This is a genomic window from Bacillota bacterium (assembly GCA_012727955.1).
Classification (GTDB): Bacteria; Bacillota; Limnochordia; order DTU087; family JAAYGB01; genus JAAYGB01.
The window spans coordinates 1-25,806 of record JAAYGB010000034.1; the positions used below are offsets into that span (position 1 = coordinate 1).

Below are 25,806 nucleotides of genomic sequence, written 5' to 3' on the forward strand. Positions count from 1 at the left end.
CATTGATGCCGCCCTCAGGGACGCCTATCAGCAGGCTGGTTTTCCAGAGCGGTGGGAATTGGTGCGTTATGACACCGGACATTTTGAAACCGCCGATGCCAGGGTCCGAGTGATGGACTGGCTCCAGCGTTGGTTGTGATGAAGGTTGAAGTGCAAACTGTCAAGCCAAGCCAAAGGTAGATTTCGGCTTGGCTTTTTTGCTGATCCTTTGAAACCCTTGCCTTAGCGCAGGAAGGGGTTGATGCGTCTGTTGCGCACCAAGTAGCGCCATTGGCGCATTAAGTAGGGGATGAAAAAGTAGTCTAGGCCAAAGACATCGCCGGCACCCGCGAGCATAGCTATCGATGCAAAGATCCACCAGTAGTCGTGAAGTCCTGTGGACAGGAGAAAGTTGATATTCATGGCGATGGAAACTATCGCGGCTACGATGGTCATGAACCCGAGCAGGAAGGCTAGTCCCAGGCCAATCTCGGTAATTACTACCAGCCTCTGAAATAGGAGGGAATTGGGGTAAATTACCCCTTCAACAAACCACTGATACCAGCTAGGGGTGTTGGGTCCCACCAGTTCCAATAGGGTTGCCCCTGAGGTGGTATCCACCGTGAAGGCAGGGCCACCCAGCTCAGTCATGACGGACTCGCCCAGCATGACGGTGTGCCACCAACCATCGGCAAGCTTTGTGATCCCTTCCTGTAACCACATGTAACCTAAGTACAGGCGTAAAGGTACAAGGAAAAACAGGGGGCGCTGGCGGGTAAACTGCCTTTCCGGAGTACTGTGATAGTCTTCCCGCATCCCGAAAAACTCGTGGTGCAGATAGCCAAAGATCAGTTCAAAGCCCCCGATGCCGAAGAGATAGTGGAGGTTGACCAGGTGTTTTATGGCAATCGCTAAAAACCCCACCAAGCGAAGGCCCATGATGTCGGCAACTCCCCACCAACGACCCACGGATACCATCAATCCGTGATACTTGGGCCTCGATGGGCGCAGGGGCTTGCCCGCCAGGCTAGCGATGATATTCGTTGCCGCGGTCTTGCCGGTGGCCAAGGCAGATTCCACCAGCGCTGGCATCAGCACCTGCCGTCCCTCTTCTTCCCAGGTCAAACCACAGTTATCGCCCGCGGCGAATACTTCGGGATAGCCCTCCACCTGGAGGTATTGATTTACCTGAAGGCGGCCCCTGCCCCTTTGCGGCAATCCAGAATTTTGCACCACCTGATTGGCCATAACCCCTCCGGCCCAGATCAATGTCTTGGTCTCAATTTCTAGATTATCGCCAAGGGTGATTCTGTCGGGCTCCACCGCTGTTATTCTCTGACCGGTGAAGACCTGCACATGGTGGGCATCAAGGTAGGCCAATACTTTGTCCGCTAGCTTAGCATCGATGTGGGGGAGAATGGCATCGAGGGCTTCCACCAGGACTAAGCGAATTTCGCTAAGAGGGATGTTGTATTCTTGGCTGAGCCGGCGTCGCCAGAGGATCAGTTCGCCAATCATTTCCACCCCGGTAAAGCCCCCTCCACCGACGACAAAGGTGAGATACTTGCGGCGTTTGAGAGGATCGGGGGTGCGTGCGGCTGTGGCTACCATCCTGGTAATGTGATTGCGAATTCGCAGGGCATCATCCAGGGACCACAGGGAAAAGGCATGCTCCTGCATCCCCTCAATCCCATAGAAGGTGGGTTCACTACCCAGGGCAATCACCAAGTAGTCATAGTCGTACTCCCGCTGTTGGGAGCGAACTACTTTGTGCTCAAAGTCGAATTCAGTGATGTAGTCCTGCACCAGTCGGACCCGGGTGTATTGAAAAATAAGCTGCAAAGGTACCTTGACTGCCTGTTCCCTAACTCTCGCACCGGCAACTTCATGTAACTCCGTTAACAGGGTATGGAAGGGGTTGGCGTCAATGAGGGTGATTTCAACGTCCCGGCGGCCCCGAAGACGGCGGTGCAGGGTCAGCCCCGCCTCAATCCCGGCATATCCGCCCCCAAGGATCACTATCTTGGCCATCAGCTCGCCTCCCAAAGGAATCTATGGTATCTGTTGGCAATTAACGGTACTACCCAATATAGTTGCCCCCGCCGGTTGATCCTATTCCCATAATCTACGGCAGTGAGGGGATACTACGAAGGAGTAGTTCACCGCAGATGGGAGGTTATCATGGTGCTCCACAAGTATCGAGTTGTTCTAGCAATAATTGTCCTGGGACTGGTGATTATGGGTGGTTGTGCCCAGAAGGAATCCGCCTGGTCCGATGGTACCTATCGGGCTAGGACGGACCCAGACTCCCACAATTGGTACGCACAGAATGAAATCACTATCACCGATGGTCGGATCACTGAGGTAAAGTACCAGGAGATCAATGCAGAATCGGGACAACCCAAGGGAGACGATTATCGGTATCCCCAGGCAATTGAAGCCCAAAGGACCTTGGAAAAACAGTTGTTAGATACTCAAGATCCCGATAAGGTAGATATTGTCTCGGGAGCTACGCAGACTTCGCAGCGGTTTAAGGAAACCGCAAAGGAAGCCCTGAAGCAAGCCAAGTAAGCGAAATATCCACTAATTGTAACTTCCCATCGCGGGCCGGTGGGAAGTTTTTTTGTGGCAAAGCCTCTGCCCAAGGGGTGGATTGTGGCCGGAAAACCAACGGCGACAAGGCCTAGGTAGCAGGATTTACTCGCCAGCGGGGGAATAATTTAGGAGAAATCATTTTAGTTTAGGTGGCGATCAACTATGCAGTCAGGTCCGATGATTATTGGACACCGGGGGATTCCGGTCTTGGCGCCAGAGAATACCCTAGCTGGTATCGAGAAGGCCTTGGAGTTGGGGGCCGATGGGATTGAGATTGATGTACATCTGAGTCAGGATGGTCATGTCGTTGTTTGTCACGATGAACGGGTGGACCGCACCAGTGATGGCAAAGGGGCGATCGCCGAGCTGACCCTGGCTCAGCTGAAAGAGATGGACTTTGGCAGTTGGTTCGACAGCAGCTTTACCGGGGAAAGGATTCCTCTGTTGTCGGAAGTTCTTGAGCTGTTCCGGGGCAATGCCGCCTGGCTTAATATCGAACTGAAGACGAATGTCACTCCTTATCCCGGGATAGTGCAAAAGACCGTTGAGCTGCTGAGGGAGTATGACATGATGGAGCGTACCTGTATCTCCTCCTTTAATCACTACACCTTAGTCGAAACCCAGGAAGTTGCACCGGAGCTGCCCACTGCCCTGCTGTATTCGGCTTGCCTATATCAGCCTTGGCAGTACGCTGTCGGGATGAAGGCTAAGGGTCTACATCCCGCCTACTATACAGTTGATGAGGCCACGGTTTCAGCTACCAAGGAGTCCGGACTGTTTATTAACCCCTGGACAGTAGATCGGACGGAAGATATGGAGAGACTCGCCAGGTACCAGGTGACGGGAATTATCACCAACCGTCCAGGTCTTCTCCGTCAGGTGCTGGGTAGATAGTCTTCAGGCGGATCACCCTTCAATGGAGAACTGAACGTAATCGGCCTTCAGATCCCACAACAGAAGCAGTCTTAGCAAGGAACACTAACTGGAGAGATTCATCATGGTTACCTTGAAGGATGTTGCAAAAAAGGCAGGAGTGTCCATTGCTACGGTTTCCCACGCACTGAATGATTATGATACTGTAGCCCCTGCCACAAAGGCTAAGGTGTGGAGGGTGGCGACGGAGTTAGGGTATCGCCCCAATCTCATTGCCAGGGGACTAGTTACTCAGCGTTCCCATCTCATTGGCTTGTTAACTATGGAAGCGGGGATTTTAACGCACCTGTTTTTTCCCGATGTAATCGGGGGATTGGTTTTTGGGCTGCAGGGCAGTGAGTTTGGGCTGACACTATGGGTTAATGAAGAAGACTCTGCTCACCCTCCATCTAATCAGCTGTGGCGGCAGATGCAGTTAGAAGGCATAGTTGTCCTTGGCTTTGAGCCCAAGACCTCGGTGCTTGATGCCCTTCAGATGGCGAAGGTGCCGGTGGTGTTTGTGGACATCGAGGGAAGTGGGGAGCAGACTACATACGTTACTTCCGACAATGTCGGTGGCAGTCATAAAGCGGTGGAGTACTTAGTATCATTAGGACATAGGCGGATTGGATTGATCGGCGGCACAGACCGTTTCTTTATTGCCCGGCAGCGGTTCGAGGGCTACAGGTCGGGATTAGAGGCGGCCGGTATTGCCTACGATCCGTCTCTGAGGGAATATGGCGACTTCACGAAGGAGGGCGGGTATCGAGCGATGGCCCGATTGCTGGATGCCGACAACCCTCCGACAGCGGTCTTTGTAGTCAGCGATTTAATGGCCTTTGGAGCGATGGAATGTGCCCAGGATCGGGGACTGCAGATTCCCAGGGATTTATCAATTGTTGGATTTGACGACATTGCCGCTAGCGAACACGTGCGTCCGGCCTTGACAACGGTGAGGCAATTCGGTGTGGAGATGGGGCGACAGGCCGTCAACGAGCTACTGGCCCTAATCCGCAACCCCGAAGAACATCGTCCCCCTCGGGTGATCGACGTCGAGCTGGTTCTGCGAGGTTCCTGTGGACCACCCCGGGCAAGTTGATTTCCCAGATTTAGGAAAAATAAAGAGGGACTCAGGGAGAAAGCGAGAAGGTTCCCAACAAAGGCTAAATTCTGAAGGTTCATTGGGGGCGCGACCATGGCTAAGCGTGAAAACCCGCTCACTACACGCAATATGGCTGAACTCACTCTCAAGATCCTGTTGACGGTAGTAGCGGGTGGAATCAGTCTGATATGGCTCTGGATCGTTTTAGTCCTGCTGGGAAGGTTAACGCTGCGACCTACCCACGCTTCGGCAGCGAACTTCGTGAAGGCTTATGTGGGAGGACCCCTTATGCTCTTTCTCGCTGCCGCCTGGATCGGGTTTGTGGTTTGGGTGGCAGAGACCCTGCGGAAGCTCAAGGATATTGCCCTGTTAATGGGTCGGTTTCTGCAAATTGTGGCCGTTGAACTGTGGTTGTTTCCTTTGTTTCATGGATTCATGATTTTTCTGACCCGTCATGTACTAAAAAGTGACTTGTTAATTGGCGGGGGAGCCATTCTCCTGTCGATTCTCCTGTGGCGACTGAGTCGCCGTCTAATCCAGCCGGATTAGACGGCAAGGCAGCCTCAAGCAGGCTTCAATCTTCGTACTAGATCGAGCATCCGTTTGAGAGGCGGATGCTTTTTCATTGCCCTGTCACCGGGCCTGATGATAGAATCAATATGTACCATATAGGGGTATTCTTGAACAAGGGGGCGCGACAGGATGAGTTATCGAAGCGATGAGGTCAAGAAGAATCTGATCCACAGATTGAATAGAATCGAAGGTCAAGTCCGGGGGATTAACCGGATGGTTGAAGAAGATCAATATTGTCTCGACATCCTGAATCAGATATCAGCGGTGCGGTCTGCTCTCAATCGAGTGGGGCAGATTCTGCTAGAATCTCACATTCGGGGCTGTGTTGCCGGGGCAATTGAACAAAAGCGGGGCGACGAAGCCATCGATGAGTTGATGGATGTGGTTAGTAGGTACATGAAATAGGTGAGCATGGGAAGGAGGCCGGGCTATGGAGGATAAGACCTTTGAGCATCGAGTCAAGGCCTTTAGCTGGTTAATCTGGCTAATTCTCTTTATCCTTGCGGCCCGCCTGTGGCAGCTGCAGATCATCCAGGGAGATAAATATGCTGCTTTGGCTGAAGGCAACAAGAGTCGCATTGAGCGGGTTCAAGCCCCCCGGGGAGAGATCCTCGATCGCAACGGATTAAAGCTAGCCACGAACAAGGTTGAATACCAGGTGACGGTGGTCCGGGATGATTTGGATCGGCCCCTGGAGGATGTGGCCGACACCCTAGCCGGGATGACCGGGGCTGACCCTGAAGATATTCTCAGACGACTGCAATCTCGCGACTACCGAGCCTTTGATCCCGTTCCAGTGGTGCGCCATCTGGGACCAGAAACGGTAATTTGTGTGGCGGAAGAACAGCAGAATATCCCCGGCGTTCATCTTGAAGGTGCAGTGGTGCGCACCTATCCCGAGGGTGCCGTTGGCAGTCATGTCTTGGGTTATCTGGGGATGATCAGTCAAGAGGAGCTGGCCCAATACAGCGGTTATTACGGCTCAGACTTGATCGGCAAGACCGGGATCGAACGGGCCTATGAGGCGCAGTTAAGGGGACAGGATGGTTGGATTCTGCGGGAAGTTGATGCCATCGGTCGAACTCAAAGGGTGTTGGAGACCCAGGACCCTATTCCCGGCAACAACGTGGTATTGTCCATCGATTCTGACCTGCAAAGGGTTGCCGAGGAGATTATTCGAAACAACCTGGAGCGACTTCGCAGCAATCCCGATGGACCCGCGGCAAAGGCTGGGGTAATCATCGCCTTGGACCCTTGGACAGGGGAGATCTTGGCGATGGCTAGTGAGCCAGGCTTTGACCCCAATTTGCTGTTGCCCGATGCTCCCAATCGCAACTTTGCCCAGCTTCAGGCTGATCCTGCCTTACCGATGTTGCATCGGGCGACGCAGGGACTGTATCCTCCCGGTTCCGTCTTCAAACCCGTTACGGCCACTGCTGCCTTAGCCTTAGACAAATTTAAGGTCGATGAATTGTACTACGCTACCGGTAGGAGCAAATATGGGAAAAAGGACTGGATCCTCAATCGTTATCCACCCTTGGCACCCCACGGCTGGATCGATCTGCCAACGGCGTTGGAACGGTCCAGTAACGACTTTTTCTGGGAGCTATGCTTTCGTTTAGGAATAGATTCCTTGGCGAAGTATGCCCGGATGTTTGGCTTTGGCGAATCGACGGGAGTCGATCTTTTTCCTCAGGATAAGGCCGGGTTGGTCCCCGATCCCGAGTGGAAGAAGCGGACCTTTGCTGATCGCCCCGTCTGGGATCGAAATTGGTACGAAGCGGAAACCATGGATTTGGCCATTGGGCAGGGATATCTGTTGACTACCCCTTTGCAGGTGGCTTTGATGTACAGCACCTTGGCTACCCATGGTGTTCAGTATGTTCCCAGGCTGGTGATGGAGATCCAAAGCCCCACCGGGGATACCATTGTCAGAACGGAGCCTGAGGTGGCACGGAGAATCGAGATGGCTGAGGCCAAGTGGCGTGCAATTGAAAAGGGTTTGGTGGCCGTTGTGAGTAACGCTCGGGGGACTGCCCGCAATGTCTTCCGTGACTTTCCAGTTTCCGTTGCCGGTAAGACCGGTAGTGCCGAGGTCAATAGCGGCGATGCCCACGGTTGGTTTGCAGGATATGCCCCGGTAAAGGCTCCGGAAATTGTGATCGTTTCCTTTGTTGAAAACGGTGGGGGCGGTGCCTCGGCGGCAGCTCCCATGGCTCGAGAATTCCTGGAATACTACTTTACTCGAGCCGACTCTGAAGGGGAATTCGTGGATAATTGACTTAAGTCAAGGGCTAATTTCCCTCGTTGATGTACAATTGGATCCGGAGGAGGTAGATCACCTGATGGCAGTACGCGATATGATTGTGATCGACGAGGAGAAATGCAACGGTTGTGGATTGTGCGTTCCCGCTTGTGCCGAAGGAGCCCTACAGATTATCGATGGGAAAGCCCGCCTGCTTCGGGATGACTTTTGCGACGGACTGGGTGCCTGTCTTGGCCATTGTCCCCAGGGAGCGCTGTCAATAGAAAAACGTGAGGCTCCGGAATTTGATGAGGAGGCAGCCATGGCCCATGCCCGTCGTCTGGCCAGCCAACAGCCAGCCCCCCAGCAACCGGCCCAGGAGAGTGGGGTTCATATGGGCTGTCCCGGGGCTCGGATGATGGAGTTAACCCCAGCTTCCTGTGCTTGCTGGACCAAGGGGGAGGAAGGCAGAGAGGCGGTGGAGGAGATCCCATCGGCTCTGACCCAGTGGCCGGTGGAATTGGCGCTGTTGTCGCCTAGCGCTCCCTATCTACAGGATGCCGACCTGTTGCTTTGTGCCGACTGTGTTCCCATTGCCTACGCAAACTTCCACCAGAGGTTGCTGCAGAGGCGCAAGGTAGCTGTTGCCTGCCCCAAACTCGATGATTCTACAGAGTATATCACCAAGCTGGCAACGATCTTGGTGAAAAATAACCTGAAGCGATTGACGATTGCCCATATGGAAGTCCCCTGCTGCTCGGGATTGCTGGCCATCGCCAACCGAGCGATGGAAATGGCCGGCAAGCGGGTACCCATTCATCAGTTCATGATTGGAATAGATGGGACTATCAAGAAGGAAGAACAAGTAGCCTAACAAAACCGCCAACGGGAGTAGAAGATGCCCGTTGGCGGTTTTGTTTCTGGGGAATGTAACGCTCTTGTCAACTCTAGAAGGTTATTTCCCCTTGGAACTGGAAGTAGAAATTATGATCAATTATTCTAGGATGGAGGAAATAGATTGTCACAGCTGAATCTCGCAGAGGGACAGACCAGGGATCAGCGACCTCGGAAGGAGTTAGGTCTTTCCGAGATTCGCAGCAGGGTACTTAGGTTAGCAGGGCCGGCGCTGGTGGAACAGATCTTTGTTACCCTTGTTGGTATGGTGGACATGATGATGGTTGGAAGGTTGGGACCCGCCGCCGTTGCCGCTGTGGGGCTGGCCAACCAGCCGGTGAACTTTGCACTGGGCATTTTTATCGCTCTCAATGTAGGTACCACCGCCGTCGTTGCCCGGAGCATCGGGGCCGAACAGCCCAAGGATGCCGATCACGCAGCGACTCAGAGCGCGGCCCTGACGTTGGTGGCGGGGGCTGTTGCCGCGTTACTGGGACTGATGTGGTCCCGGCAAATTCTGGTTTTCATGGGTGCCGATTCCGGAATTATCTCCCAGGGCCTTGGTTACATGCGGGTTGTATCCATTGGATTTGTGTTTATGAGCCTGGCGATGAATCTGACCGCATCCTTGCGTGGTGCCGGTGAGATGAAGACCACGATGGTGGTCAATATTGTAGCCAACATCGTCAATATCCTGGGTAACTATGTCCTAATCTACGGGAACTGGGGTTTTCCCCGCTTAGGCGTGCTGGGAGCAGGAATTGCAACTACCTTTGCTCGGATGATCACTTGCCTCTTGGCAACTATTGTGTTGCTTCGGGGAAATGCCAGGGTACGTATGCGGCTCAAGGGGTTATTGCGCCCGGACTTGGACATGTACAAGCGGGTGCTGCATGTCGGTTGGCCGGCAGCCATTGAGCAGTTGGTCTTGCGTTCCGGTCAGATGGTGTTTGTCAGGACTGTGGCGGGGCTAGGAACCGTTGTCTTTGCGGCCCACCAAATTGGCATGAACATCATGAGTCTATCCTTTATGCTTGGTCAGGCCTTTGGCGCTTCGGCAACCACTTTGGTGGGACAGAGTCTGGGGGCGCAGGATCCCCCCTTGGCAGAGAAGTGTGCCAAGCAGACCCAGCTCTTGGCTGCAGGGGCTTCTATGCTGGTCAGCCTGTTGTTCTGGACCATGGGTCGGCAGGTTGTCGGCTTGTATACCAACGATCCCGAAGTCACCCGCTGGGGTGCACTGGTACTGAAGATTATTGCCTTTGCCCTACCCTTCCAAACGACACAGTTTGTCCTGCGGGGTGCATTGCGGGGAGCCGGGGACACCACTTGGCCCCTGTATGCGACGGCAGTGGGTGTTTGGGGATTCCGTGTAGCCTTAGCTTATCTCTTGGGAATAGTGCTGGGTTGGGGCCTAGTTGGAGTATGGCTTGCCTTGACACTGGATCAGATGGTGCGGGCTCTTATCATCACTTGGAGATTCCGCCAAGGAAAGTGGAAATATATTACTGTGTAGGAGCAAGGGAGGTTGTGTGATGGATTCAGAGCTGAAATTGAAGCAGGATATTATTGAAGTGGGGCGGCGGATTTACAATCGGGGATTTGTCGCTGCTAACGATGGTAACATCACGATTCGCATCGGGGAAGATGAAGTACTGACCACGCCTACGGGGGTAAGCAAGGGATTTCTCACTCCGGAGATGTTAATTACCGTGGATATGGATGGTCGTGTCAAGTCCGGAACAATGCGACCCTCCTCGGAGTTGAAGATGCACCTTCAGGTTTATCGGGAGCGGGAGGATGTGAGATCGGTGGTGCACGCTCATCCCCCTCATGCAACGGCCTTTGCCGTGGCAGGGATCCCTCTAAAAACGCCGATTATGCCTGAAGTGGTGATTAGTTTGGGGTGGGTGCCACTGGCCCAGTATGGAACCCCGTCCACGGAGGAAATTCCTGAGTCCATTCGCCCCTATCTACAGTGCCACGATGCCTTCCTGTTGGAGAATCATGGGGCTTTGACCGTGGGTACCGATGTCTATAACGCTTACTTCAAAATGGAAACCCTAGATCTGGGCGCCCAGATCAGCTTGCTGGCTCGGCAGTTGGGGCAGGAGAAACCCATTAGTCGGGAGAATGTTGCTAAGCTGTTGGAGATTAGGAAGAAACTGGGAGTAGTCGGTAAGCACCCGGCAAACTGTGCGGGAGTCGAGGAGTATCTCGATCAGTGCTTCGAGGAAGAGGACTTGCCCTCCCCTCAAGGGCTGGCTCAGATCGATGCAGGAACCTTAGCTGAGATCGTTACTGAAGTCACCAAGCGGGTATTGGCAGAGCTCCGAGACAAATAGCTTCGGGACCGACGGGATAGGAGGAAAGACGATGGCGATTAATAGGGAGATTTTTCGGGAGTATGACATTCGAGGATTAGAGGAGACGGATCTGCGGCCCGATGTAGTAGCTCTGTTGGGGCGGGTCCTGGCTGATTATTTCCGCGAGGCCGGTAAGACCCGGGTGTTGATCGGTAGGGACATTCGGTTGAGCGGAGAGCGAATCCGCGCCAATTTGGGCTCGGGCCTGATTGCTGGGGGAATGGAGGTAGTGGACATCGGAGTGGTGATTTCTCCTATGTTCTACTATGCCCGGGTCCTCTTTGATATCGATGCAGGTATCATGATCACCGCCAGTCATAATCCCGGCGAATACAATGGGTTCAAAATCGCCTTGGGACCAGCCACCATTCACGGAGAGGAGATCCAAGGGGTACTGAGGCGAATGGAGGCAGCGGAAGGTACTGAGATACCGCTATTGTCCCCGGAGGAAGTGGAGGCGAAGGTCGAAAAAAGAAGTATCTGGCCCCAGTACTTGCAGATGATGAGGGACAAAATCAAGCTTGGCCCCAAGCCCTTGAAGGTAGTCGTTGACTGCGGTAACGGCACCGCCAGTCTCTTTGCTGAGGAGCTGTTTACTGCTCTGGGTTGTGAGGTAATCCCCTTGTATTGCACCTCTGACCCCACCTTCCCCAATCACCATCCCGATCCGGTCCGGTCCGATAACCTCAAGGAGCTGCAGGCCTTAGTGACCAAGGAAGGGGCCGATGTTGGCATCGGATTTGATGGCGACGGTGATCGCATTGGTATTGTGGACAACGAGGGGGCCATAGTCTGGGGCGATGTGCTGATGGTCCTGTATTGGCGGGAGATATTGCCCAAATACCCCGGAGCTACCGCGATCATTGAGGTGAAGTGTTCCCAGGCCTTGGTGGAGGAAGTAGAAAAACTCGGCGGAAAGCCCTTCTTCTATCGGACGGGTCACTCCCTGATTAAGGCCAAGATGAAAGAGGTAGGGGCAGTTTTTACCGGTGAAATGTCCGGTCACATGTTCTTCGCCGACGAGTATTACGGTTTTGACGATGCCTTCTATGCTGCAGGTAGACTGTTGCGTATCCTGTCCAATACCGATCAATCGATGTCCCAACTCCTGCAGGATGTGCCCAAGTATCCTTCTACTGCGGAATCCAGGGTGGAATGCAGCGACCGCGATAAGTTCCGGGTAGTGGAGGAATTGCGGGACAGGATGAAGGCTAAGTACGAAGTCATCGATGTCGACGGTGCCAGGGTACTGTTTCCCGAGGGTTGGGGTTTGGTCAGGGCATCGAATACCCAGCCGGCCATTGTGGCCCGTTGTGAGGCCAGGACCCAGGAGGCCCTTGAGGAGATTACCAGAATCATGCACGATGAGTTAACCAGTTTTGACGCTGTTTCCGATTTCCAATGGGAGTATTAGTCTCTCGGAGGTTGGGAAGTAAGATTAGCAGTTGGGCGAAACAAGGGCGGGACCTTCGGGTCCCGCCTGTCGTTTCACTTTATGAGTACTTCTTTCCCATTCGACTGAGAACATTCAGCTGGGTCTTGGTCAATTGCTCACATTCCCGCAGGGCGTTGATCAAGTCCCCGTGCTGTTTGGGATGGAGGTCTCGAATCGACTCCATGATCAGCTCCATATGCTCATCTAGGCGTTGGCTCAATCGCCAGATAATATCCTTTGGTTCCAAATACTCTCCCACTCCTTTTGCCCTAGCCGGCAAGGCCCCATCCTTGCCTAGCTAGGCAAGTTGCTCTGTTAGATCCTCCCACCTTTGGTACAGCAAGTCAAGCTCCTCGTGGCTGGCCTTGTGCTCTCGGCTGATTTCCGCCAATTGGTCTGGGTCCTGTAGTGTCTGAGGATCCATCAGTTGCTGTTCCAGCTCTTCGATCTTAGTTTCCAAGTCCGCAATTACTTCTTCCAGTTCGGTGATTTGCCTCTGCAGTTGCTTGGTTGAACTCTCCTGAGTCAGAGGGGTGGGGGCACTGACCTTGGTTGGCTGGGAGGCCTTTGCCGCCTCAGCCAGAGCTAGGCGCTGGGCTTCTTCCCGGGCCTTCTCTTCCAGATAGACGTCATAGTTGCCCTCATACAGCTTGATCCCTTGGGGCGTCAGCTCTGCTACTTTCGTGGCTACCTGGTTGATAAAATAGCGGTCATGGGAGATGAAGATCACCGTCCCGTTAAAGTCGCTGAGGGATCGCTCCAGAACCTCGGTGGAGGGAATATCCAGGTGGTTGGTCGGCTCGTCTAGAATCACCAAGTTGGCATCGGTGATGGTCAGTTTCGCCAATTGGAGTCGGCTTTTTTCTCCACCGGATAATTGCCCAATGGTTTTGAAGACGTCGTCCCCAAGGAACATAAACTGGGCCAAGAGATTGCGTGCCTCTAGGTTGGTCATTCTCTTGGTGTCCATGATCTCTTGAAAGCAAGTCTTGTCGGGATCTAGCTGTAGGTGCTGTTGGTCGTAATAGGCGATACTGACGTTGGCCCCAATCTTTACTTCGCCACCATCGGCCTCGATCAACCCCATGATGATTCTCAGCAGGGTAGATTTGCCGATTCCATTGGGTCCCACAATCGCAACCTTGTCGCCTAACCGGACTTGAAGGGAGACGTTGCTAAATAGCTGGCGACCGGGAAAGCTCTTGCTGAGGCCGGTGACTGTCAAGACCTCTTTACCGCTGCGCCGATTGGCCTCCAGTTCCAGGCGAATCCTTTCGGGATCGAGTTGGGGTCGATCGATCCTTTGAATACGATCTAGCCGCCTCTTAATGTTGTCGGCCTTGACCTTTAGCTTATGACTTCTTGCCTGATGGGCCCAGGCCAGAGTCTGCTTCCAGGAGCGTTCCAGTCGCTCCAATTCCTTTTGCTGAGCCTGCCAGTTTGCTTGCTGGATGAGAAGCTGGGTTTGTTTGGTCGTCATGAAGTCGGAGTAGTTTCCTTCATACTCCTGACAGCGACCGTTGACCAGATCATAGACCCGGCTCACCGTTTCGTCTAAGAAAAACCGGTCGTGGGAAACGATCAGCACCGCGCCGGGGTAATCCTTGAGATAGGACTCAAGCCATTGAATCGCTTGGACATCCAGGTGGTTGGTAGGCTCGTCCATAAGGAGCAAATCCGGTGCCTGCAGTAACAGCCTTGCCAACAGCACTCGGGTTTTCTCTCCTCCGCTCATCGTTGCTACCCTTTGCGTGTACTGATCCTGACTAAAACCAAGCCCCAGCAACACACTGTTGATCTTGGCTTTAATCTGAAAGCCCTCTTGTTGCTCAAAGAAATGGGTCAGGGATGAGTATTCCCTCATCTTCTGCGAAAGCAGGTCAGGACAGTTGTAGACCTCCGGTCTGCCCATCTCTTGTTCTAGTTCACGCAACCGGGCTTCAGTATCCAGCACATCGTGAAAGACCATCTCCATCTCATCATACAAGGTATTGTCCGTTGCAAACTGGGCCTCCTGCGGTAAGTACCCTACCTTCACTTCCTTCCGGACAGCGATGGTGCCGGCATCCGCGGCTAGTTTGCCGGCTATGATCTTCAGCAGTGTTGACTTGCCCGAGCCGTTTTGCCCCACTAGGGCAACCTTTTCCCGCTGGCGGACTACCAGCGTCACATCCTCGAGAACAACCTCACCGGCAAAGGCTTTTTTTACATGACCCACGTTTAGTACTATCATTACTCGCACTCCTACTATGCATTGCCAAGTTCTCACCTAGACGGGCAGTGACAAAAAAGAGGATTTTTCCAGAAATTGGTGTAATATTTCAGGCGCGCATCAAAATTCGGCGTAATTTGTCATCTAGATCGTTGCTTGTGCATGTCTAACTTAACCACTGACTAAGCCAAACCCTTCAGAAAGTCTTCGCAAGGAGGTGTGCGGCCGCCTAGACTCCTGTTGTCAAGGCCGATCTTGATGGAAAGGTTTGTTGAAATAGAACATCAGCAGTATAAGCTTTTTCAGTTGTCTCTATTTGCAGACTTAGCCTGGTACGCCGGTGTTACTGAGCCCGTAGCTGTGATTGAGCACGTGGCGCACCGGGCGGCGATATCGGACCTTTCTTCTAAACGCTGGAGTCGTCAGGTTACCCGCTACATTGTTGATGCACTCAATCTCCGTCTTTTCGATTGGGGAGGTAGTTATATTCTCTTTTCTCACAGGTTGGTTCGCATCTTTGGAAGTAAGTCGGCCTTTAGTCTTGAGCGGGTATTGGACTCGTGGTTTAGACAGGTCGCTAGCCTATCCCCGCAACACTCCCTGACCGAGTCATCGGTAAAGCTCGCCATGGAGTCGGTTTATCCCCATACCGATCGCGCTTTGCCATGGCACCACCGCCTCGACCCCACTAGGTCTTCTCTTGGCGCGCCCAAGAAGTGGCAGAAAGACACCTCCAAGGTTTATCAGTCGGGAGCAGACTTCCCGCCCTCGGCCTCTTCCTGGAACATGCTGGTGGCAGAGACCGCCGACGAACCGCCTCCCGCGGAAATTGATCCCTGCTGTTGTCTCTTTGAGTTGGGACGCAAGTACCTGCGGACAAAATGTTGCCAGATCATCCCGATTGTTAAGACTACTCACGTTGTTCCCTGGGTAGATGAGATGGAGAGGGCGAGAACCAAGCTCATAGTGCAGCAACTGTAACCCAGCAGTCTATTGCCGTGCTGGTTGGCGTAAGCTAAGATGTAGTATAATTGCATGCAGGACTACCCGCAATTTTCCAGCTGCAAAGAAAGGGGTAGTGGTAAATGACCACCGGCAATCAGACACCTAGACTATTGGATGATATCGCAGCCCAACTACGAGAGAGGTTATCTGACCAATCTATCCGACGGGATGAGCCCATGAAGGCTCATACATCCTTCCGCGTTGGAGGACCCGCAGATCTGTTTGTTTCGCCCCGCAGTATTTCCGAACTGGCCTTTGTGCTCCAAACCTGTCAGCGCTTTGCCATTACACCGACGGTAATCGGTAACGGGACCAACCTTTTGGTCAGTGACCGGGGTATTCGGGGAGTAGTGGTCGAAATTGGGGATAACCTCTCCGCAGTCTCCGTTTCCGGGGAAGAGATCACCGCTCAGGCCGGAATTTCCTTGGCAAAGTTGGCTGCTACAGCACTGCGCCACCAGTTGTCCGGCCTGGAGTTTGCTTCCGGTATTCCTGGCACCCTGGGCGGTGCCGTGGCGATGAACGCTGGAGCCTATGGGGGCGAGATGAAGGATGTGGTAACCAGCGTCGACTGTTTGGACCTGGGGGGAAAGGAACTGGGCCTGTGTAGTCAGGAAATGGCCTTTGGCTATCGGCAGAGTATCGTCCAGTCAAAGGGATATATCGTCGTGCAAGCCACCTTGCGTCTCCAACGGGATAATTATGAAACCATCAAGGCAAAAATGCTGGACCTTAATGCCCGGCGGAGGGCTAAACAGCCTCTGCATCTTCCCAGTGCCGGCAGTGTGTTCAAACGGCCTCCGGGACATTTTGCCGGTAAATTGATCGAAGATGCCGGACTCAAGGGTTTTCGCATCGGCGATGCCCAAGTATCTGAGATGCATTCCGGCTTTATCGTTAATCTGGGGGCGGCCACAGCGACAGACATTTTGGCTGTGATCCGTCACGTCCAAGGAGAAGTAAAGAGGCAGTTTCAAGTGGATCTCGAGACTGAAGTGCGAATAGTGGGAGATTGGTAGCTAAGGGGCAGGAGACTGAGCCGTTGCAGAGAAATCTATAATTTACATATCGATTTTTGTAATTATTCGTCGGATTGGACTTGCAGGAGGCCTCTTATGCGTAAAGTTGTCTTGATGTTGGTAGGTGTATTACTTCTATTTGCAACTTCAGCGGCGGCTGAAACTCATTCCTTTGTGGTGATGGAATCGGTCACCGCCAGGGCCCACGGCATGGCGGGAGCAGTTACCGCTTCAGCCCAAGGGCCCGATGCCTTCTATTACAATCCGGCGGGAGCCGCAAGGGGTAATCTTGGGGTTGTTCTCAGTTCCGGAGGAGTCGGTCTTGATGACTTGTCAGCGGCTATCGATCTCCTGTCTAAATCCCCGGGAAAACTCGAGGAGCGGGAGAAGCTGGGCAGCCTAGCAGCAATTCAAGTTGGGAACCTAGCCCTTGGTATCACCACCTACGGTGACCTGGGTCCCCAGGGTGGTGACCTGACTAGAGAGGTTGGGGTAGCCCTGGCTAGGCAGTTGGTGGACATGCCCTTGCAGATCGCGGAGGCCTCCGTCGGTGTGGCCGTGAAGCAGATCAAGGAAATGGATGTCGATCAAGGTGGTCGGGTCGATGAGCGGGATCAGTATTTCGCAGTGGACCTGGGAACGCAGGTACAGCTTACCCCTTGGATTCGGGTTGGCGGCCTGTGGAAAAACGCTGTGACCACCTCTGACGTTGCCTCCAGTTGGCAGTTGGGCGGAGCCTTGACCTTTGATTTAGTGGGCTTGGCCCTGACCCTGGACTACGATAGCCGGCAGAATCTTCGCTATGGAGTCGAGAAGGGGGCAATGCTCGGGCTGCTGACCCTTCGGGCCGGTTACGTGGTCTCCGGTGATGACCAGGAGCCCAACAAGATCACCGGAGGATTGGGATTGAATGCTGGTCCTGTTCGTTTGGAGGGGGCCCTTGGTTCCGATGATGGTTTTCATAGCTTTGACGCTAGTGTAGCGGTGAGGTTCGGTTTCTAACACACAAAGGAGTGGGTGGAGTCCGATGAATGCAGTGGAGGCTGGTATGGGTCAGGAAACCCAATTGGTCGTCTTTAGTCTGTATGGTGAGGAGTTTGGCATCGAGATTACCCAGGTGAGGGAGATTATCAAACCTCGTGAGATCACCCGGTTGCCCCATACTCCCGATTTTATCAAAGGAGTCACCAACATCAGGGGTGAGGTAATTCCGGTGATTGATCTCAGGCAGCGGTTTGGCGTTGAAGCCGCGACGACGGATCAAGATAGCCGGATCATTATCACCGAACTCAATGACAGTAGGGTTGGGTTCATTGTTGATTCCGTTGCTGAGGTGCTGCGAATACCTCGGACAAGCATTGAACCCCCACCACGAACGATTGCTGGGCTACGTGCGAATTATATTCAGGGGATTGGAAGGGTCGATGAGCGGCTGTTGATTGTCTTGGATGTGACACAGATTTTGACCAGCGAGGAACAGATCTCCTTGGAGCCGAAGAAGCTGTCGGAACAGTTGTCTCAGCTGGAGGAGCAAGCTTAGTTCCCTGATTAACGATGTCTGAAGCTGAGGGCAGGGAGGACCTGCCCTATATTGCATTTGCAGCAGTGGGTGCTGTAGTTAGGCGGCTAAGGGGTGAGATTGTGGAGGAAATCCTCACGCAGGAAGAGATCGATGAGCTAATTAGAGCCGCTACCGGGCAGAATGCAGGACAGATTTCCGAGGAAGAGGACTCAACGGAGGAGGAAGGCGTCCGGCGCTATGACTTTCGGCAACCCCACCGGTTGTCAAAGGATCAGGGTCGGGCACTGCAGCGAATCCATGAAGGTTTTGCTCGGGAGTTTTCCAGTATAGTCTCCACCAGGTTGCGAACCAGAGTGGAGCTGACGGTCAATTCCATTGATCAGTTGAGTTTCGGTGAGTTCATCCGGTCCATCCCGAATCCATCGGTGATTAACGTTTATAGTCTAGAGCCTCTCGATGGTAGTGTGATCGTTCAGTTGTCAACGGACATGGCCTTTCTGTTGTATGACAGGTTTTGTGGCGGTCCGGGACTAGCGATGAAACGCTCCCGGGAGTTGACTGCTATTGAGATGGCTGTGATGAGATCACAGTTTATCGATAGTATCGGTCCTTCATTGAGCAACGCGTGGTCTGAGGTTACAGATGTTGCCTTTGAGTTAATCAGTACCGAGAGCAATCCGCAGTTTTTGCAGATCATGTCGGAAAGGGAGACCATCATTTTAATCTCTTTAGATATTGGGCTCAATGGGGTAACGGATTTGGTGAATATCTGCATCTCCTACACCGCCCTGGAGCCAGTATTGCGACAGTTAACGGAACATCGTTTAATGGAACGAAAAAGGAGCCCGGAACCGGGAGCTCTGCAGAGCGTCAAGAATAGGATTGTGAAGGCACAGGTGCCCGTTGAGGTTGAACTTGGCTCCACTGTCCTCACTGTCTCAGATCTTCTGGAATTGGAGGTAGGGGATGTTGTGCCCTTGGATCGACGGATCAGCGATCCCTTACCAATTTGGATTGGAGATCAACGGAAGCTTCTGGGTGAGCCCGGTCAGATCAGTGGCCAAACCGCGGTACGGGTTACCGGAAATGTCAGGGAAGAAGGAGGTAACCGGGTTGCAAAATGATGATTTTTTGACCCAGGAAGAAATAGACGCTCTTCTCAGCAACATTAATGACACCGACGACGAAGTAGAAGAGACAGCAGAAGCGCTAGAGACAGCTCCCTCCTTGGCTGACACCCGGGAGCTCTCTGACTTGGAAAGGGACGCCTTGGCGGAAGTTGGTAACATCTCCATGGGATCCGCCGCTACGCCGCTGTCGACCTTGGTTAATCGACGGGTCTGGATTACCGTGCCCGAAGTGAGACTAGTTACCATGGACCAGGTAGTGGACGAATATCCTGTGCCCTGCGTGATTGTCCGGGTAGAATACATTCAGGGCTTACAGGGTGCCAACCTATTGATCATCAAGGAGCGGGACGCGGCAGTAATTGCCGACCTAATGTTAGGTAACGATGGCACCAACCCTCCTTCGGAGCTCGATGAGCTCAGCCTCAGTGCGATGGAGGAAGCGATGAACCAGATGATGGGTGCGGCGGCCACAGCGATGAGCAACATGTTTGAACAGCGCATCGACATCTCTCCACCGGTGACTATCTACGAGGCCGTTGCCTCTTCCCAGCAACTGGCTGGGGTGAGCGAACCCTTGATTCAAGTTCGTTTCCGGATCGAAATTGAAGATCTAGTCGATAGTGAGCTGGTGCAGCTAATTGACTATGACTTTGGGCGCAAGATGGTTCAGATGTTGATGCCCGGCAGCGACGATGTTGCCGCTACGCAAATGGCGCAAGTAGTTGAGCCTGATATTGAGGAGTCGATTTCCTTCCCGTCCACTGAAGAGCCCCAGACGACAGATTCGGGTTCACCCTTTGCAGAGGTTGGCGGGGTTACTGCCTGGCAGCCTCCCCAGATGCCCGAGCCGGAATTACCCCTGAACAATGTTAATATCCAGCTGATTCGAAACATCCCCGTCAATGTCAGGGCGATTTTAGGAAGAACCCGTATGCCCATTGCCGACATTTTGCGATTGTCCCATGGTTCCCTAATCGAATTGGATCGGCTGGATGGGGAACCGGTGGAAGTGTTGGCCAATGACACCTTAATCGCCAAGGGCGAAGTTGTTGTGGTTGGGGAGCAGTTCGGAATTAGGATTACCGAGATTGCTAATCACACGGAACGAATCAGAACCGTTGAGCTTTAGATTTTGGTGCTCTTCGTTCTCAGTAGAGTCGGGGCCCTTCGGGTTGTGAGGATAGGATTTCCAGGAGAATGCTGAAGCCCAGGGGAGGGGATTTAACGTGGCCTTGTCACCGTCACAATACAAGGATGTTTTTACAGCCGAATCCAGGGAATACATACAGTTGCTTAATGATAATCTGCTCCAGCTCGAAAATGGACCGGAAGACCTCGAGGTAATAGCGGAAATGTTTCGGGCAGCCCACAGCCTCAAGGGCATGGCCGGGACTATGGGATACACCGAGTTGGCGGATTTTACCCATGAGATGGAGAGTGTGCTGGCTTTGGTGCGTGAGGGGAATCTGCCCGTTACTTCAGAGCTGATCGATTTACTCTTTACCACCGTCGATGCCGTGGAATCAATGTTAGATGAGATCGCCGAGGTAGACACTGTTACCAGCGATGTCTCCCCGTTGTTGGAGCAACTGCGGGAGCTAACCGGTGGGAAGGGGCAGCCCGCTGGAAACTCCTCCCATGGCGCTAGCGATAATGGGCAGATTGCCCTCAACGAGTATGATGTGATGCTGCTGGAGCAGGCACAGGCTTCCGGTCAAGGGGCCTTTGAGATTAAGGTAGTCATCCGTGAAGGAGCAGTCTTGAAGTCCGTCCGTGCCTTCACGGTTTTTCAAGCTCTGGAACGACTGGGTCATATCGTTAGGTCAGAACCCTCGGCAGAAGATCTAGATGAAGAGCGCTTTGATGATCGCTTTTCGGTGCTGTTGGTTACCGATGCCGACGCCGAAACCATCGAGGCGGAGGTCATGGGAATCGCCGAAATTGTTGCCGTGGAGGTTACCCCGGTTTCCCTTTCGTCTCTGAAACAAAGGCAGGGATCATCCCCGTCCACTGCGGAGTCTAGTCCTTCGGATAGTAGGTCCTCTGAACCGAAGGTTGCTGCTGGAACCGGCAAAGCTCCTCGAAACCGAAGGGTCTCAGACAAATTTGTTCGGGTCGAAACGGAGCGCCTAGATGAATTAATCGACCTTGTGGGTGAGTTGGTGATTAGTAAGACCCAAGTAGTAGAACTGGCCAAGGCTTCTCAGAATAGCGAGTCGGAAAATGCTGCTGGCCAACTGGAACGAGTGACCACAGAGCTGCAGTATGCGGCCATGAAGCTGCGAATGGTTCCGGTGAAACAGGTCTTTGATCGTTTTCCCCGCTTGGTCAGGGATTTGATCCACGAGACTGGGAAGGATGCGGTATTTGAGGTTTCGGGAGAGGAAACGGAATTGGATCGGTCCATCGTCAATCGAATTGGCGATCCCTTGGTGCATCTGTTGCGAAACGCCATTGACCATGGACTAGAGTCTCCCGAGGAGAGGAAGGCTGCCGGCAAGAACCCCCAGGGACGTTTGCGCCTTGAAGCTCGCCATGAAGGCAGTCATGTGGTGTTGGAGGTTAGCGATGATGGGCGAGGCATTGATGTAGACAAGGTCAAGGCCCGAGCCCTCAGCCAGGGACTGGTGAGTCGAGAACAGCTGGAACGAATGACCAACGAACAGGTGCAAATGCTGATCTTTGAGCCGGGGTTCAGTATGGCGCAACAGGTAACGGATATTTCCGGGCGGGGTGTGGGAATGGATGCCGTCAAGGCAGTCATCGAGTCCTTAAATGGCGACGTAGAAGTAGAGTCTGCCTTGGGACGGGGAACTTCCTTCCGACTTCGATTACCCCTTACTCTGGCGATTATTCGAGCTCTATTGACCGTCGTCGATGGTGACGTCATTGCTGTGCCGATTCAATCCATCCGTGAGAATCTCATTGTTAGCGAAGAAGAGATCAAAAGGGTGCATGGTCAGCCGATGATTACCCTGCGGGATGAGATTCTCCCGCTAATTGATTTAGGGTGCTGGTTAGGATACACCACCGAGCCTAGAGGTGGCTCCCGCCCGGTGATCGTAGTTGAGGTTGGAGAGGCGAAGGTCGGGTTGGTGGTGGATGAGTTGGTAGGTCAGCAGGAGATTGTAATCAAAGCCCTCAACTCTGGCTTGGGAGAGGTGCGGGGGATTGCAGGAGCAACGGTGCTTGGTAATGGTAGAGTGGCACTAATTCTCGAGGCTTCAGCTGTCTTAAGATCAATGTAGGTAGGAGGATCGCAATGGCAAAGAGAGTGCTGATAGTTGATGATACAGCCTTTATGAGGATGAGTTTGCGCAATGTACTTGAAAAAAATGGATACGAAGTCGTTGATGAGGCAGCTAATGGGGAAGAAGCAGTTGAAAAATACCTAGTGACTAAGCCCGATGTTGTCACCATGGATATTACCATGCCCAAGAAGGATGGGATTACGGCCATCAAGGAGATTATGGCCCTTGATCCCAACGCCAGAATTGTTGTCTGCAGCGCAATGGGACAGAAGCCCATGGTGATCGAGGCGCTGAGTGCTGGGGCTAAGGATTTCTTGGTTAAGCCCTTCCAGCCTGAAAGGGTTATTGACGCGTTAGATAAGGTGGCTAACTGACGGAGGAGATCGGGTTGCGACAGAAGAGGGAGCTTAGCCCTACCCAGATCGATCTATTGCGGGAGCTCAGTAACATCGGTGCTGGAAATGCCGCTACCGCATTGTCAACGCTGCTTGGCGATCAACGGTTAGAAATGACGGTTCCTGAAGTGCTGGTGTGCTCCTTGGCGGAGAGCATGGAGCTAATTGGGGGAGCAGAGTCCGTCGTAGTTGGGATTTATGTTTTGATGTCCGGCGATTCCAATGGTCGTGTGGCCTTTATTTTTCCAGAGAAATCGGCGCTGAAGATGCTGGAGTTTTTGGTGCCGGGTAAAGAACTCACTTTGGATAGTGTGGAGGTTTCAGCACTGCAAGAGGTGGGTAATATTGTCGTAAGCTCGTACCTCAATGCCTTGGCCAAGAGTACGGGACTGACTTTGATTCCGTCGGTCCCCGCCTTGGCTGTTGACGTTGCCGGGGCAATCTGGAGCACGATTTTGGCTGAGGCCGGAGTTGTCGATGATGTACCGGTGATCAAGACCACCTTTCAGCTGGGAGAACGGGCCTTTGACGGAGTGCTGATGATGATTCCAGAACCCGACTACTTCGAAGGGATCTTCAGCGCCCTACTGGATCAGGAGACCAGTACATGACGGAACTATTTGTGAATATTGGCGAGTTAAAGGTTCTTAGAGGGAAGGGAAAACTAATTGCCATTGGGCTGGGATCCTGTGTGGGGGTTGCCCTGATTGATGCGGAAGAACAGGTGGCGGGATTAGCTCACGTTTTCCTCCACACCAGTAACAATCGTCAGTCGGAAACCCAGCCGGGCAAGTTCGCGGATACAGCCATTGACGCGCTGCTGGAAGCGGTGCTAAGGCAGGGAGCCAAAAGGGAGCGGTTACAGGCGAAGATTGCCGGAGGGGCCTGTCTGTTTCCCTCAATTAGCGGGGCGACCACCTGCGTCGGCGAGCTAAATGTCCAGGCGGTGCTCAAACATCTCGGGAAGGCGGGCATTGTTCTGGCGGGTAAAGATGTTGGTGGATCCCTTGGGCGGAAAATGACCGTTGATGTCAGCGATGGTAGTGTGTTTGTCCAAACTATCGGGCAGGAACCTAGGCGGATGTAACCCACGCGAGGTAGCTAGAGCAGTCGGAGGGAGAATGTGAATAAGGCCAGGTCTCAAATGCATGGACAAGTTTCTTCGGATAAACTCCAGTCAAGCGAAGCAAGAACTCCAGCTAATATTGTAGTAGTCATTGGTAGCTCTACCGGTGGTCCAAAGGCACTAGAGGCTGTAGTGTCGTCAATTCCCGGAACGATTGCAGCGTCGCTCTTGATAGTTCAACACATGCCCCCAGGATTTACCAAATCCCTGGCGGAACGATTAGATCGGGTCAGTGAGCTGACCATCAAGGAAGCTGAGGAGGGGGACAGGCTGTACCCTGGGGTGGCATTAGTCGCGCCGGGTAGTTACCATTTGGAACTGGATAGTCTCAGGCGGGTGTGTTTGACTCAGTCTGCTCCGGTGAATTACGTCAGACCCTCAATCGATGTCACCATGGAGAGCGTAGTTAGTCATTTCCAACAGAACACCATTGGCGTCATTTTGACGGGAATGGGCCGGGATGGTGCCCACGGGATGGCGCTGATCAAAAGGGCCAACGGGATAACCATAGCTCAGGATCAGCAGACATCGACTATATATAGCATGCCGCGGATGGTAGCTGAAAACGGGGATGCCGATTACATTCTCCCTGTGAATCAAATTGGAGAGACCATCGGTGAACTAGCGGAGAGGCTGAAGGGCTGAACCCGCCGGCGGCATGGCTACCGGGAGAGTAGAGGCAGCCATGAGCATTGACTTTGAAACCTTCAAACTGAAATTTAAGAAGACCAGTGGATTGGATCTAAACCAATACAAGCAGCAACAGTTGCATCGCCGGATCAACCAGTGGCTGGCTCGGGTTGGGGCTCAAGGCTATGGCGAGTATCTCGCCAGGATGGAACGGGACAAACAGGAGCTAGAGAAGTTCCTCCAGTACCTGACCATCAACACCTCCCAATTTTACCGAGACGAACGAGTTTTTGATGCAATTCATACCAAAGTTCTTCCAGAGCTCCTGCAGCAATCCTACCGGTTGAAGATCTGGAGTGCGGGCAGCTCCGTTGGCGCCGAGATCTACACCATTGCGATTCTGCTGGAAGAATTGAGCCCCGGACGGCGCCATACGCTCTTGGGTACAGACTTCGACGAGCAAGCCTTAGCTCAGGCTAAGGCAGGAGTCTATGGACCCAATTATATGACCACGATGCCCAAGGGGTTGTTGGAGAAGTACTTTACCAAAGGAGCCGGGGATACCTACGTCTTAGATGAGCAGATCAGAAAACGAGTGGTTTTCAAACAGCAGGATTTGCTCAAGGGCAACTTTGAAGGTAACTTCGATCTCATCCTCTGCCGGAATGTGTTTATCTACTTTACCGTGGAGGCCCAGGAGCGGTTGACGGCCCAGTTCTCCCAGTCCCTTCGGCCCGGTGGGTACTTTATCGTGGGAAGCGCTGAAAGTCTCCACAATGCGGAGAAATTCGATTTGGTGCGGCGGGAATATTGTATCTATCAGAAACAATAATTCAAGGTTGTTGACAAATCAGATACAAATGGTATAATACAAAAGCCGATAACAGGTGTCAGGTTGATGTCTACGGTGTTATTGGAGACAACAACTATGGAACTAGCTAACCGCCAGAAATTGGCAGTTGCGGTAGTCCAGATAACCTGGTAAGATAGCTTTCGTCGCCCGAGCGGGGGTGCCGGAAGAAAACAAAAATTGGCACTTGCATCGGCGGCGAAAACATGTTAAGATAAGTTTCGTCGGCGCCACGGCGTCGGCAGAAATTGGGAAAAAGGCAATAGACCTTTTAACTTGATCCTTGAAAACTAAGCAGTATGTCAGCACAGCTTGTGTTAAGGTTCAACTCAAAGATTCACGGAGAGTTAGATCCTGGCTCAGGACGAACGCTGGCGGCGTGCCTAATACATGCAAGTCGAGCGAAGCAAATTAGTGGAGCTCTTCGGAGTGAAGCTAATTTGACTGAGCGGCGAACGGGTGAGTAACGCGTGGGCAACCTGCCCCAAAGACCGGGATAACAGCGGGAAACTGCTGCTAATACCGGATGTGTTACCAAAGCCGCATGGTTTTGGTAACAAAGGCG

Annotated in this window: 26 protein-coding genes and 1 rRNA gene; 24 read left to right on the forward strand and 3 right to left on the reverse strand. The window is 53.0% G+C overall.

The features are described 5' to 3' along the window. Positions 1–139, forward strand: a 139-nt coding sequence (locus GX030_06175; GenBank protein ID NLV91963.1) for an alpha/beta hydrolase, incomplete at its 5' end; no start/stop codon positions are given. Between the two features lie 83 nt (positions 140–222). Here the strand turns inward: GX030_06175 and GX030_06180 are convergent. Further along, complete coding sequence (locus GX030_06180) at positions 223–2,013, reverse strand: FAD-dependent oxidoreductase (protein NLV91964.1); 1,791 nt, start codon at positions 2,011–2,013, stop codon at positions 223–225. Between the two features lie 147 nt (positions 2,014–2,160). On the opposite strand from GX030_06180, the gene GX030_06185 reads away from it, so the two are divergent. From GX030_06185 to GX030_06230, 10 genes are all read left to right on the forward strand, one after another. Next, positions 2,161–2,550, forward strand: a complete 390-nt coding sequence (locus tag GX030_06185) for an FMN-binding protein (GenBank protein ID NLV91965.1) — start codon at positions 2,161–2,163, stop codon at positions 2,548–2,550. A 186-nt stretch (positions 2,551–2,736) separates the two neighbouring features. Further along, positions 2,737–3,468: a glycerophosphodiester phosphodiesterase gene (locus GX030_06190; protein ID NLV91966.1), complete on the forward strand. Its 732-nt coding sequence runs from the start codon at positions 2,737–2,739 to the stop codon at positions 3,466–3,468. A gap of 103 nt (positions 3,469–3,571) precedes the next feature. Further along, on the forward strand, positions 3,572–4,585 hold the full coding sequence (locus GX030_06195) for a LacI family transcriptional regulator (protein NLV91967.1): 1,014 nt from the start codon (positions 3,572–3,574) through the stop codon (positions 4,583–4,585). A 96-nt stretch (positions 4,586–4,681) separates the two neighbouring features. Further along, the gene (locus tag GX030_06200) at positions 4,682–5,137 is read left to right on the forward strand and encodes a hypothetical protein (protein ID NLV91968.1); all 456 of its coding nucleotides are present in this window, start codon (positions 4,682–4,684) and stop codon (positions 5,135–5,137) included. Between the two features lie 153 nt (positions 5,138–5,290). Further along, positions 5,291–5,566, forward strand: a complete 276-nt coding sequence (locus GX030_06205) for a metal-sensitive transcriptional regulator (GenBank protein ID NLV91969.1) — start codon at positions 5,291–5,293, stop codon at positions 5,564–5,566. A 25-nt stretch (positions 5,567–5,591) separates the two neighbouring features. Beyond that, positions 5,592–7,442, forward strand: a complete 1,851-nt coding sequence (gene mrdA, locus GX030_06210) for a penicillin-binding protein 2 (GenBank protein ID NLV91970.1) — start codon at positions 5,592–5,594, stop codon at positions 7,440–7,442. 64 nt (positions 7,443–7,506) lie between these two features. After that, positions 7,507–8,280: a 4Fe-4S binding protein gene (locus GX030_06215; protein ID NLV91971.1), complete on the forward strand. Its 774-nt coding sequence runs from the start codon at positions 7,507–7,509 to the stop codon at positions 8,278–8,280. 144 nt (positions 8,281–8,424) lie between these two features. Beyond that, positions 8,425–9,816: an MATE family efflux transporter gene (locus GX030_06220; protein NLV91972.1), complete on the forward strand. Its 1,392-nt coding sequence runs from the start codon at positions 8,425–8,427 to the stop codon at positions 9,814–9,816. A gap of 19 nt (positions 9,817–9,835) precedes the next feature. Continuing rightward, on the forward strand, positions 9,836–10,645 hold the full coding sequence (locus GX030_06225; GenBank protein NLV91973.1) for a class II aldolase/adducin family protein: 810 nt from the start codon (positions 9,836–9,838) through the stop codon (positions 10,643–10,645). 31 nt (positions 10,646–10,676) lie between these two features. Continuing rightward, positions 10,677–12,080 (forward strand): phosphomannomutase/phosphoglucomutase, encoded by a 1,404-nt coding sequence (locus GX030_06230; protein ID NLV91974.1) that lies wholly within the window; start codon positions 10,677–10,679, stop codon positions 12,078–12,080. Between the two features lie 79 nt (positions 12,081–12,159). On the opposite strand, the gene GX030_06235 is transcribed toward GX030_06230, so the two are convergent. After that, positions 12,160–12,348, reverse strand: coding sequence for a hypothetical protein (locus GX030_06235; GenBank protein NLV91975.1), 189 nt, complete (start codon positions 12,346–12,348; stop codon positions 12,160–12,162). 51 nt (positions 12,349–12,399) lie between these two features. Next, positions 12,400–14,334: an ABC-F type ribosomal protection protein gene (gene abc-f, locus GX030_06240; protein NLV91976.1), complete on the reverse strand. Its 1,935-nt coding sequence runs from the start codon at positions 14,332–14,334 to the stop codon at positions 12,400–12,402. Between the two features lie 198 nt (positions 14,335–14,532). Here abc-f and GX030_06245 point away from each other — a divergent pair, with 198 nt between their 5' ends. The 13 genes from GX030_06245 to GX030_06305 all read left to right on the forward strand — a co-directional run. After that, positions 14,533–15,294 carry a hypothetical protein gene (locus GX030_06245; GenBank protein ID NLV91977.1) on the forward strand — a complete coding sequence of 254 codons (762 nt, stop codon included), beginning with the start codon at positions 14,533–14,535 and terminating at the stop codon, positions 15,292–15,294. Between the two features lie 134 nt (positions 15,295–15,428). Beyond that, positions 15,429–16,337, forward strand: a complete 909-nt coding sequence (gene murB, locus GX030_06250; protein ID NLV91978.1) for a UDP-N-acetylmuramate dehydrogenase — start codon at positions 15,429–15,431, stop codon at positions 16,335–16,337. 96 nt (positions 16,338–16,433) lie between these two features. After that, positions 16,434–17,339: a hypothetical protein gene (locus GX030_06255; protein ID NLV91979.1), complete on the forward strand. Its 906-nt coding sequence runs from the start codon at positions 16,434–16,436 to the stop codon at positions 17,337–17,339. A gap of 25 nt (positions 17,340–17,364) precedes the next feature. After that, complete coding sequence (locus GX030_06260; GenBank protein ID NLV91980.1) at positions 17,365–17,877, forward strand: purine-binding chemotaxis protein CheW; 513 nt, start codon at positions 17,365–17,367, stop codon at positions 17,875–17,877. A 101-nt stretch (positions 17,878–17,978) separates the two neighbouring features. Then, positions 17,979–18,983: a flagellar motor switch protein FliM gene (gene fliM / locus GX030_06265; protein ID NLV91981.1), complete on the forward strand. Its 1,005-nt coding sequence runs from the start codon at positions 17,979–17,981 to the stop codon at positions 18,981–18,983. After that, complete coding sequence (gene fliY, locus GX030_06270) at positions 18,973–20,118, forward strand: flagellar motor switch phosphatase FliY (GenBank protein ID NLV91982.1); 1,146 nt, start codon at positions 18,973–18,975, stop codon at positions 20,116–20,118. Before fliM ends, fliY begins: the two co-directional genes overlap by 11 nt. A 160-nt stretch (positions 20,119–20,278) precedes the next feature. After that, positions 20,279–22,237, forward strand: coding sequence for a chemotaxis protein CheA (locus GX030_06275; protein ID NLV91983.1), 1,959 nt, complete (start codon positions 20,279–20,281; stop codon positions 22,235–22,237). Positions 22,238–22,251: 14 nt separating this feature from the next. Further along, the gene (locus GX030_06280) at positions 22,252–22,614 is read left to right on the forward strand and encodes a response regulator (protein ID NLV91984.1); all 363 of its coding nucleotides are present in this window, start codon (positions 22,252–22,254) and stop codon (positions 22,612–22,614) included. A 14-nt stretch (positions 22,615–22,628) separates the two neighbouring features. Beyond that, positions 22,629–23,246 (forward strand): chemotaxis protein CheC, encoded by a 618-nt coding sequence (locus GX030_06285; protein ID NLV91985.1) that lies wholly within the window; start codon positions 22,629–22,631, stop codon positions 23,244–23,246. Next, positions 23,243–23,722 carry a chemotaxis protein CheD gene (locus tag GX030_06290; GenBank protein ID NLV91986.1) on the forward strand — a complete coding sequence of 160 codons (480 nt, stop codon included), beginning with the start codon at positions 23,243–23,245 and terminating at the stop codon, positions 23,720–23,722. The genes GX030_06285 and GX030_06290 overlap by 4 nt, the downstream gene beginning before the upstream one ends. 36 nt (positions 23,723–23,758) lie before the next feature. After that, entirely contained in the window at positions 23,759–24,406 is a 648-nt protein-coding gene (locus GX030_06295; GenBank protein NLV91987.1) for a chemotaxis protein CheB, read from the forward strand. Positions 24,407–24,446: 40 nt separating this feature from the next. Next, positions 24,447–25,223 carry a protein-glutamate O-methyltransferase CheR gene (locus GX030_06300; protein NLV91988.1) on the forward strand — a complete coding sequence of 259 codons (777 nt, stop codon included), beginning with the start codon at positions 24,447–24,449 and terminating at the stop codon, positions 25,221–25,223. Positions 25,224–25,576: 353 nt separating this feature from the next. Continuing rightward, a 16S ribosomal RNA gene (locus GX030_06305) occupies positions 25,577–25,806 on the forward strand; the annotation flags it as partial.

Excerpts from the sequence above, each read along its gene's own strand:
- GX030_06185 (NLV91965.1), top strand. The coding sequence starts at position 2,161 with ATGGTGCTCCACAAGTATCGAGTTGTTCTAGCAATAATTGTCCTGGGA.
- GX030_06190 (NLV91966.1), top strand. The coding sequence starts at position 2,737 with ATGCAGTCAGGTCCGATGATTATTGGACACCGGGGGATTCCGGTCTTG.
- GX030_06195 (NLV91967.1), top strand. The coding sequence starts at position 3,572 with ATGGTTACCTTGAAGGATGTTGCAAAAAAGGCAGGAGTGTCCATTGCT.
- GX030_06200 (NLV91968.1), top strand. The coding sequence starts at position 4,682 with ATGGCTAAGCGTGAAAACCCGCTCACTACACGCAATATGGCTGAACTC.
- GX030_06205 (NLV91969.1), top strand. The coding sequence starts at position 5,291 with ATGAGTTATCGAAGCGATGAGGTCAAGAAGAATCTGATCCACAGATTG.
- mrdA (NLV91970.1), top strand. The coding sequence starts at position 5,592 with ATGGAGGATAAGACCTTTGAGCATCGAGTCAAGGCCTTTAGCTGGTTA.
- GX030_06215 (NLV91971.1), top strand. The coding sequence starts at position 7,507 with ATGGCAGTACGCGATATGATTGTGATCGACGAGGAGAAATGCAACGGT.
- GX030_06225 (NLV91973.1), top strand. The coding sequence starts at position 9,836 with ATGGATTCAGAGCTGAAATTGAAGCAGGATATTATTGAAGTGGGGCGG.
- GX030_06230 (NLV91974.1), top strand. The coding sequence starts at position 10,677 with ATGGCGATTAATAGGGAGATTTTTCGGGAGTATGACATTCGAGGATTA.
- abc-f (NLV91976.1), bottom strand. The coding sequence starts at position 14,334 with ATGATAGTACTAAACGTGGGTCATGTAAAAAAAGCCTTTGCCGGTGAG.
- GX030_06255 (NLV91979.1), top strand. The coding sequence starts at position 16,434 with ATGCGTAAAGTTGTCTTGATGTTGGTAGGTGTATTACTTCTATTTGCA.
- GX030_06260 (NLV91980.1), top strand. The coding sequence starts at position 17,365 with ATGAATGCAGTGGAGGCTGGTATGGGTCAGGAAACCCAATTGGTCGTC.
- GX030_06280 (NLV91984.1), top strand. The coding sequence starts at position 22,252 with ATGGCAAAGAGAGTGCTGATAGTTGATGATACAGCCTTTATGAGGATG.
- GX030_06290 (NLV91986.1), top strand. The coding sequence starts at position 23,243 with ATGACGGAACTATTTGTGAATATTGGCGAGTTAAAGGTTCTTAGAGGG.
- GX030_06300 (NLV91988.1), top strand. The coding sequence starts at position 24,447 with ATGAGCATTGACTTTGAAACCTTCAAACTGAAATTTAAGAAGACCAGT.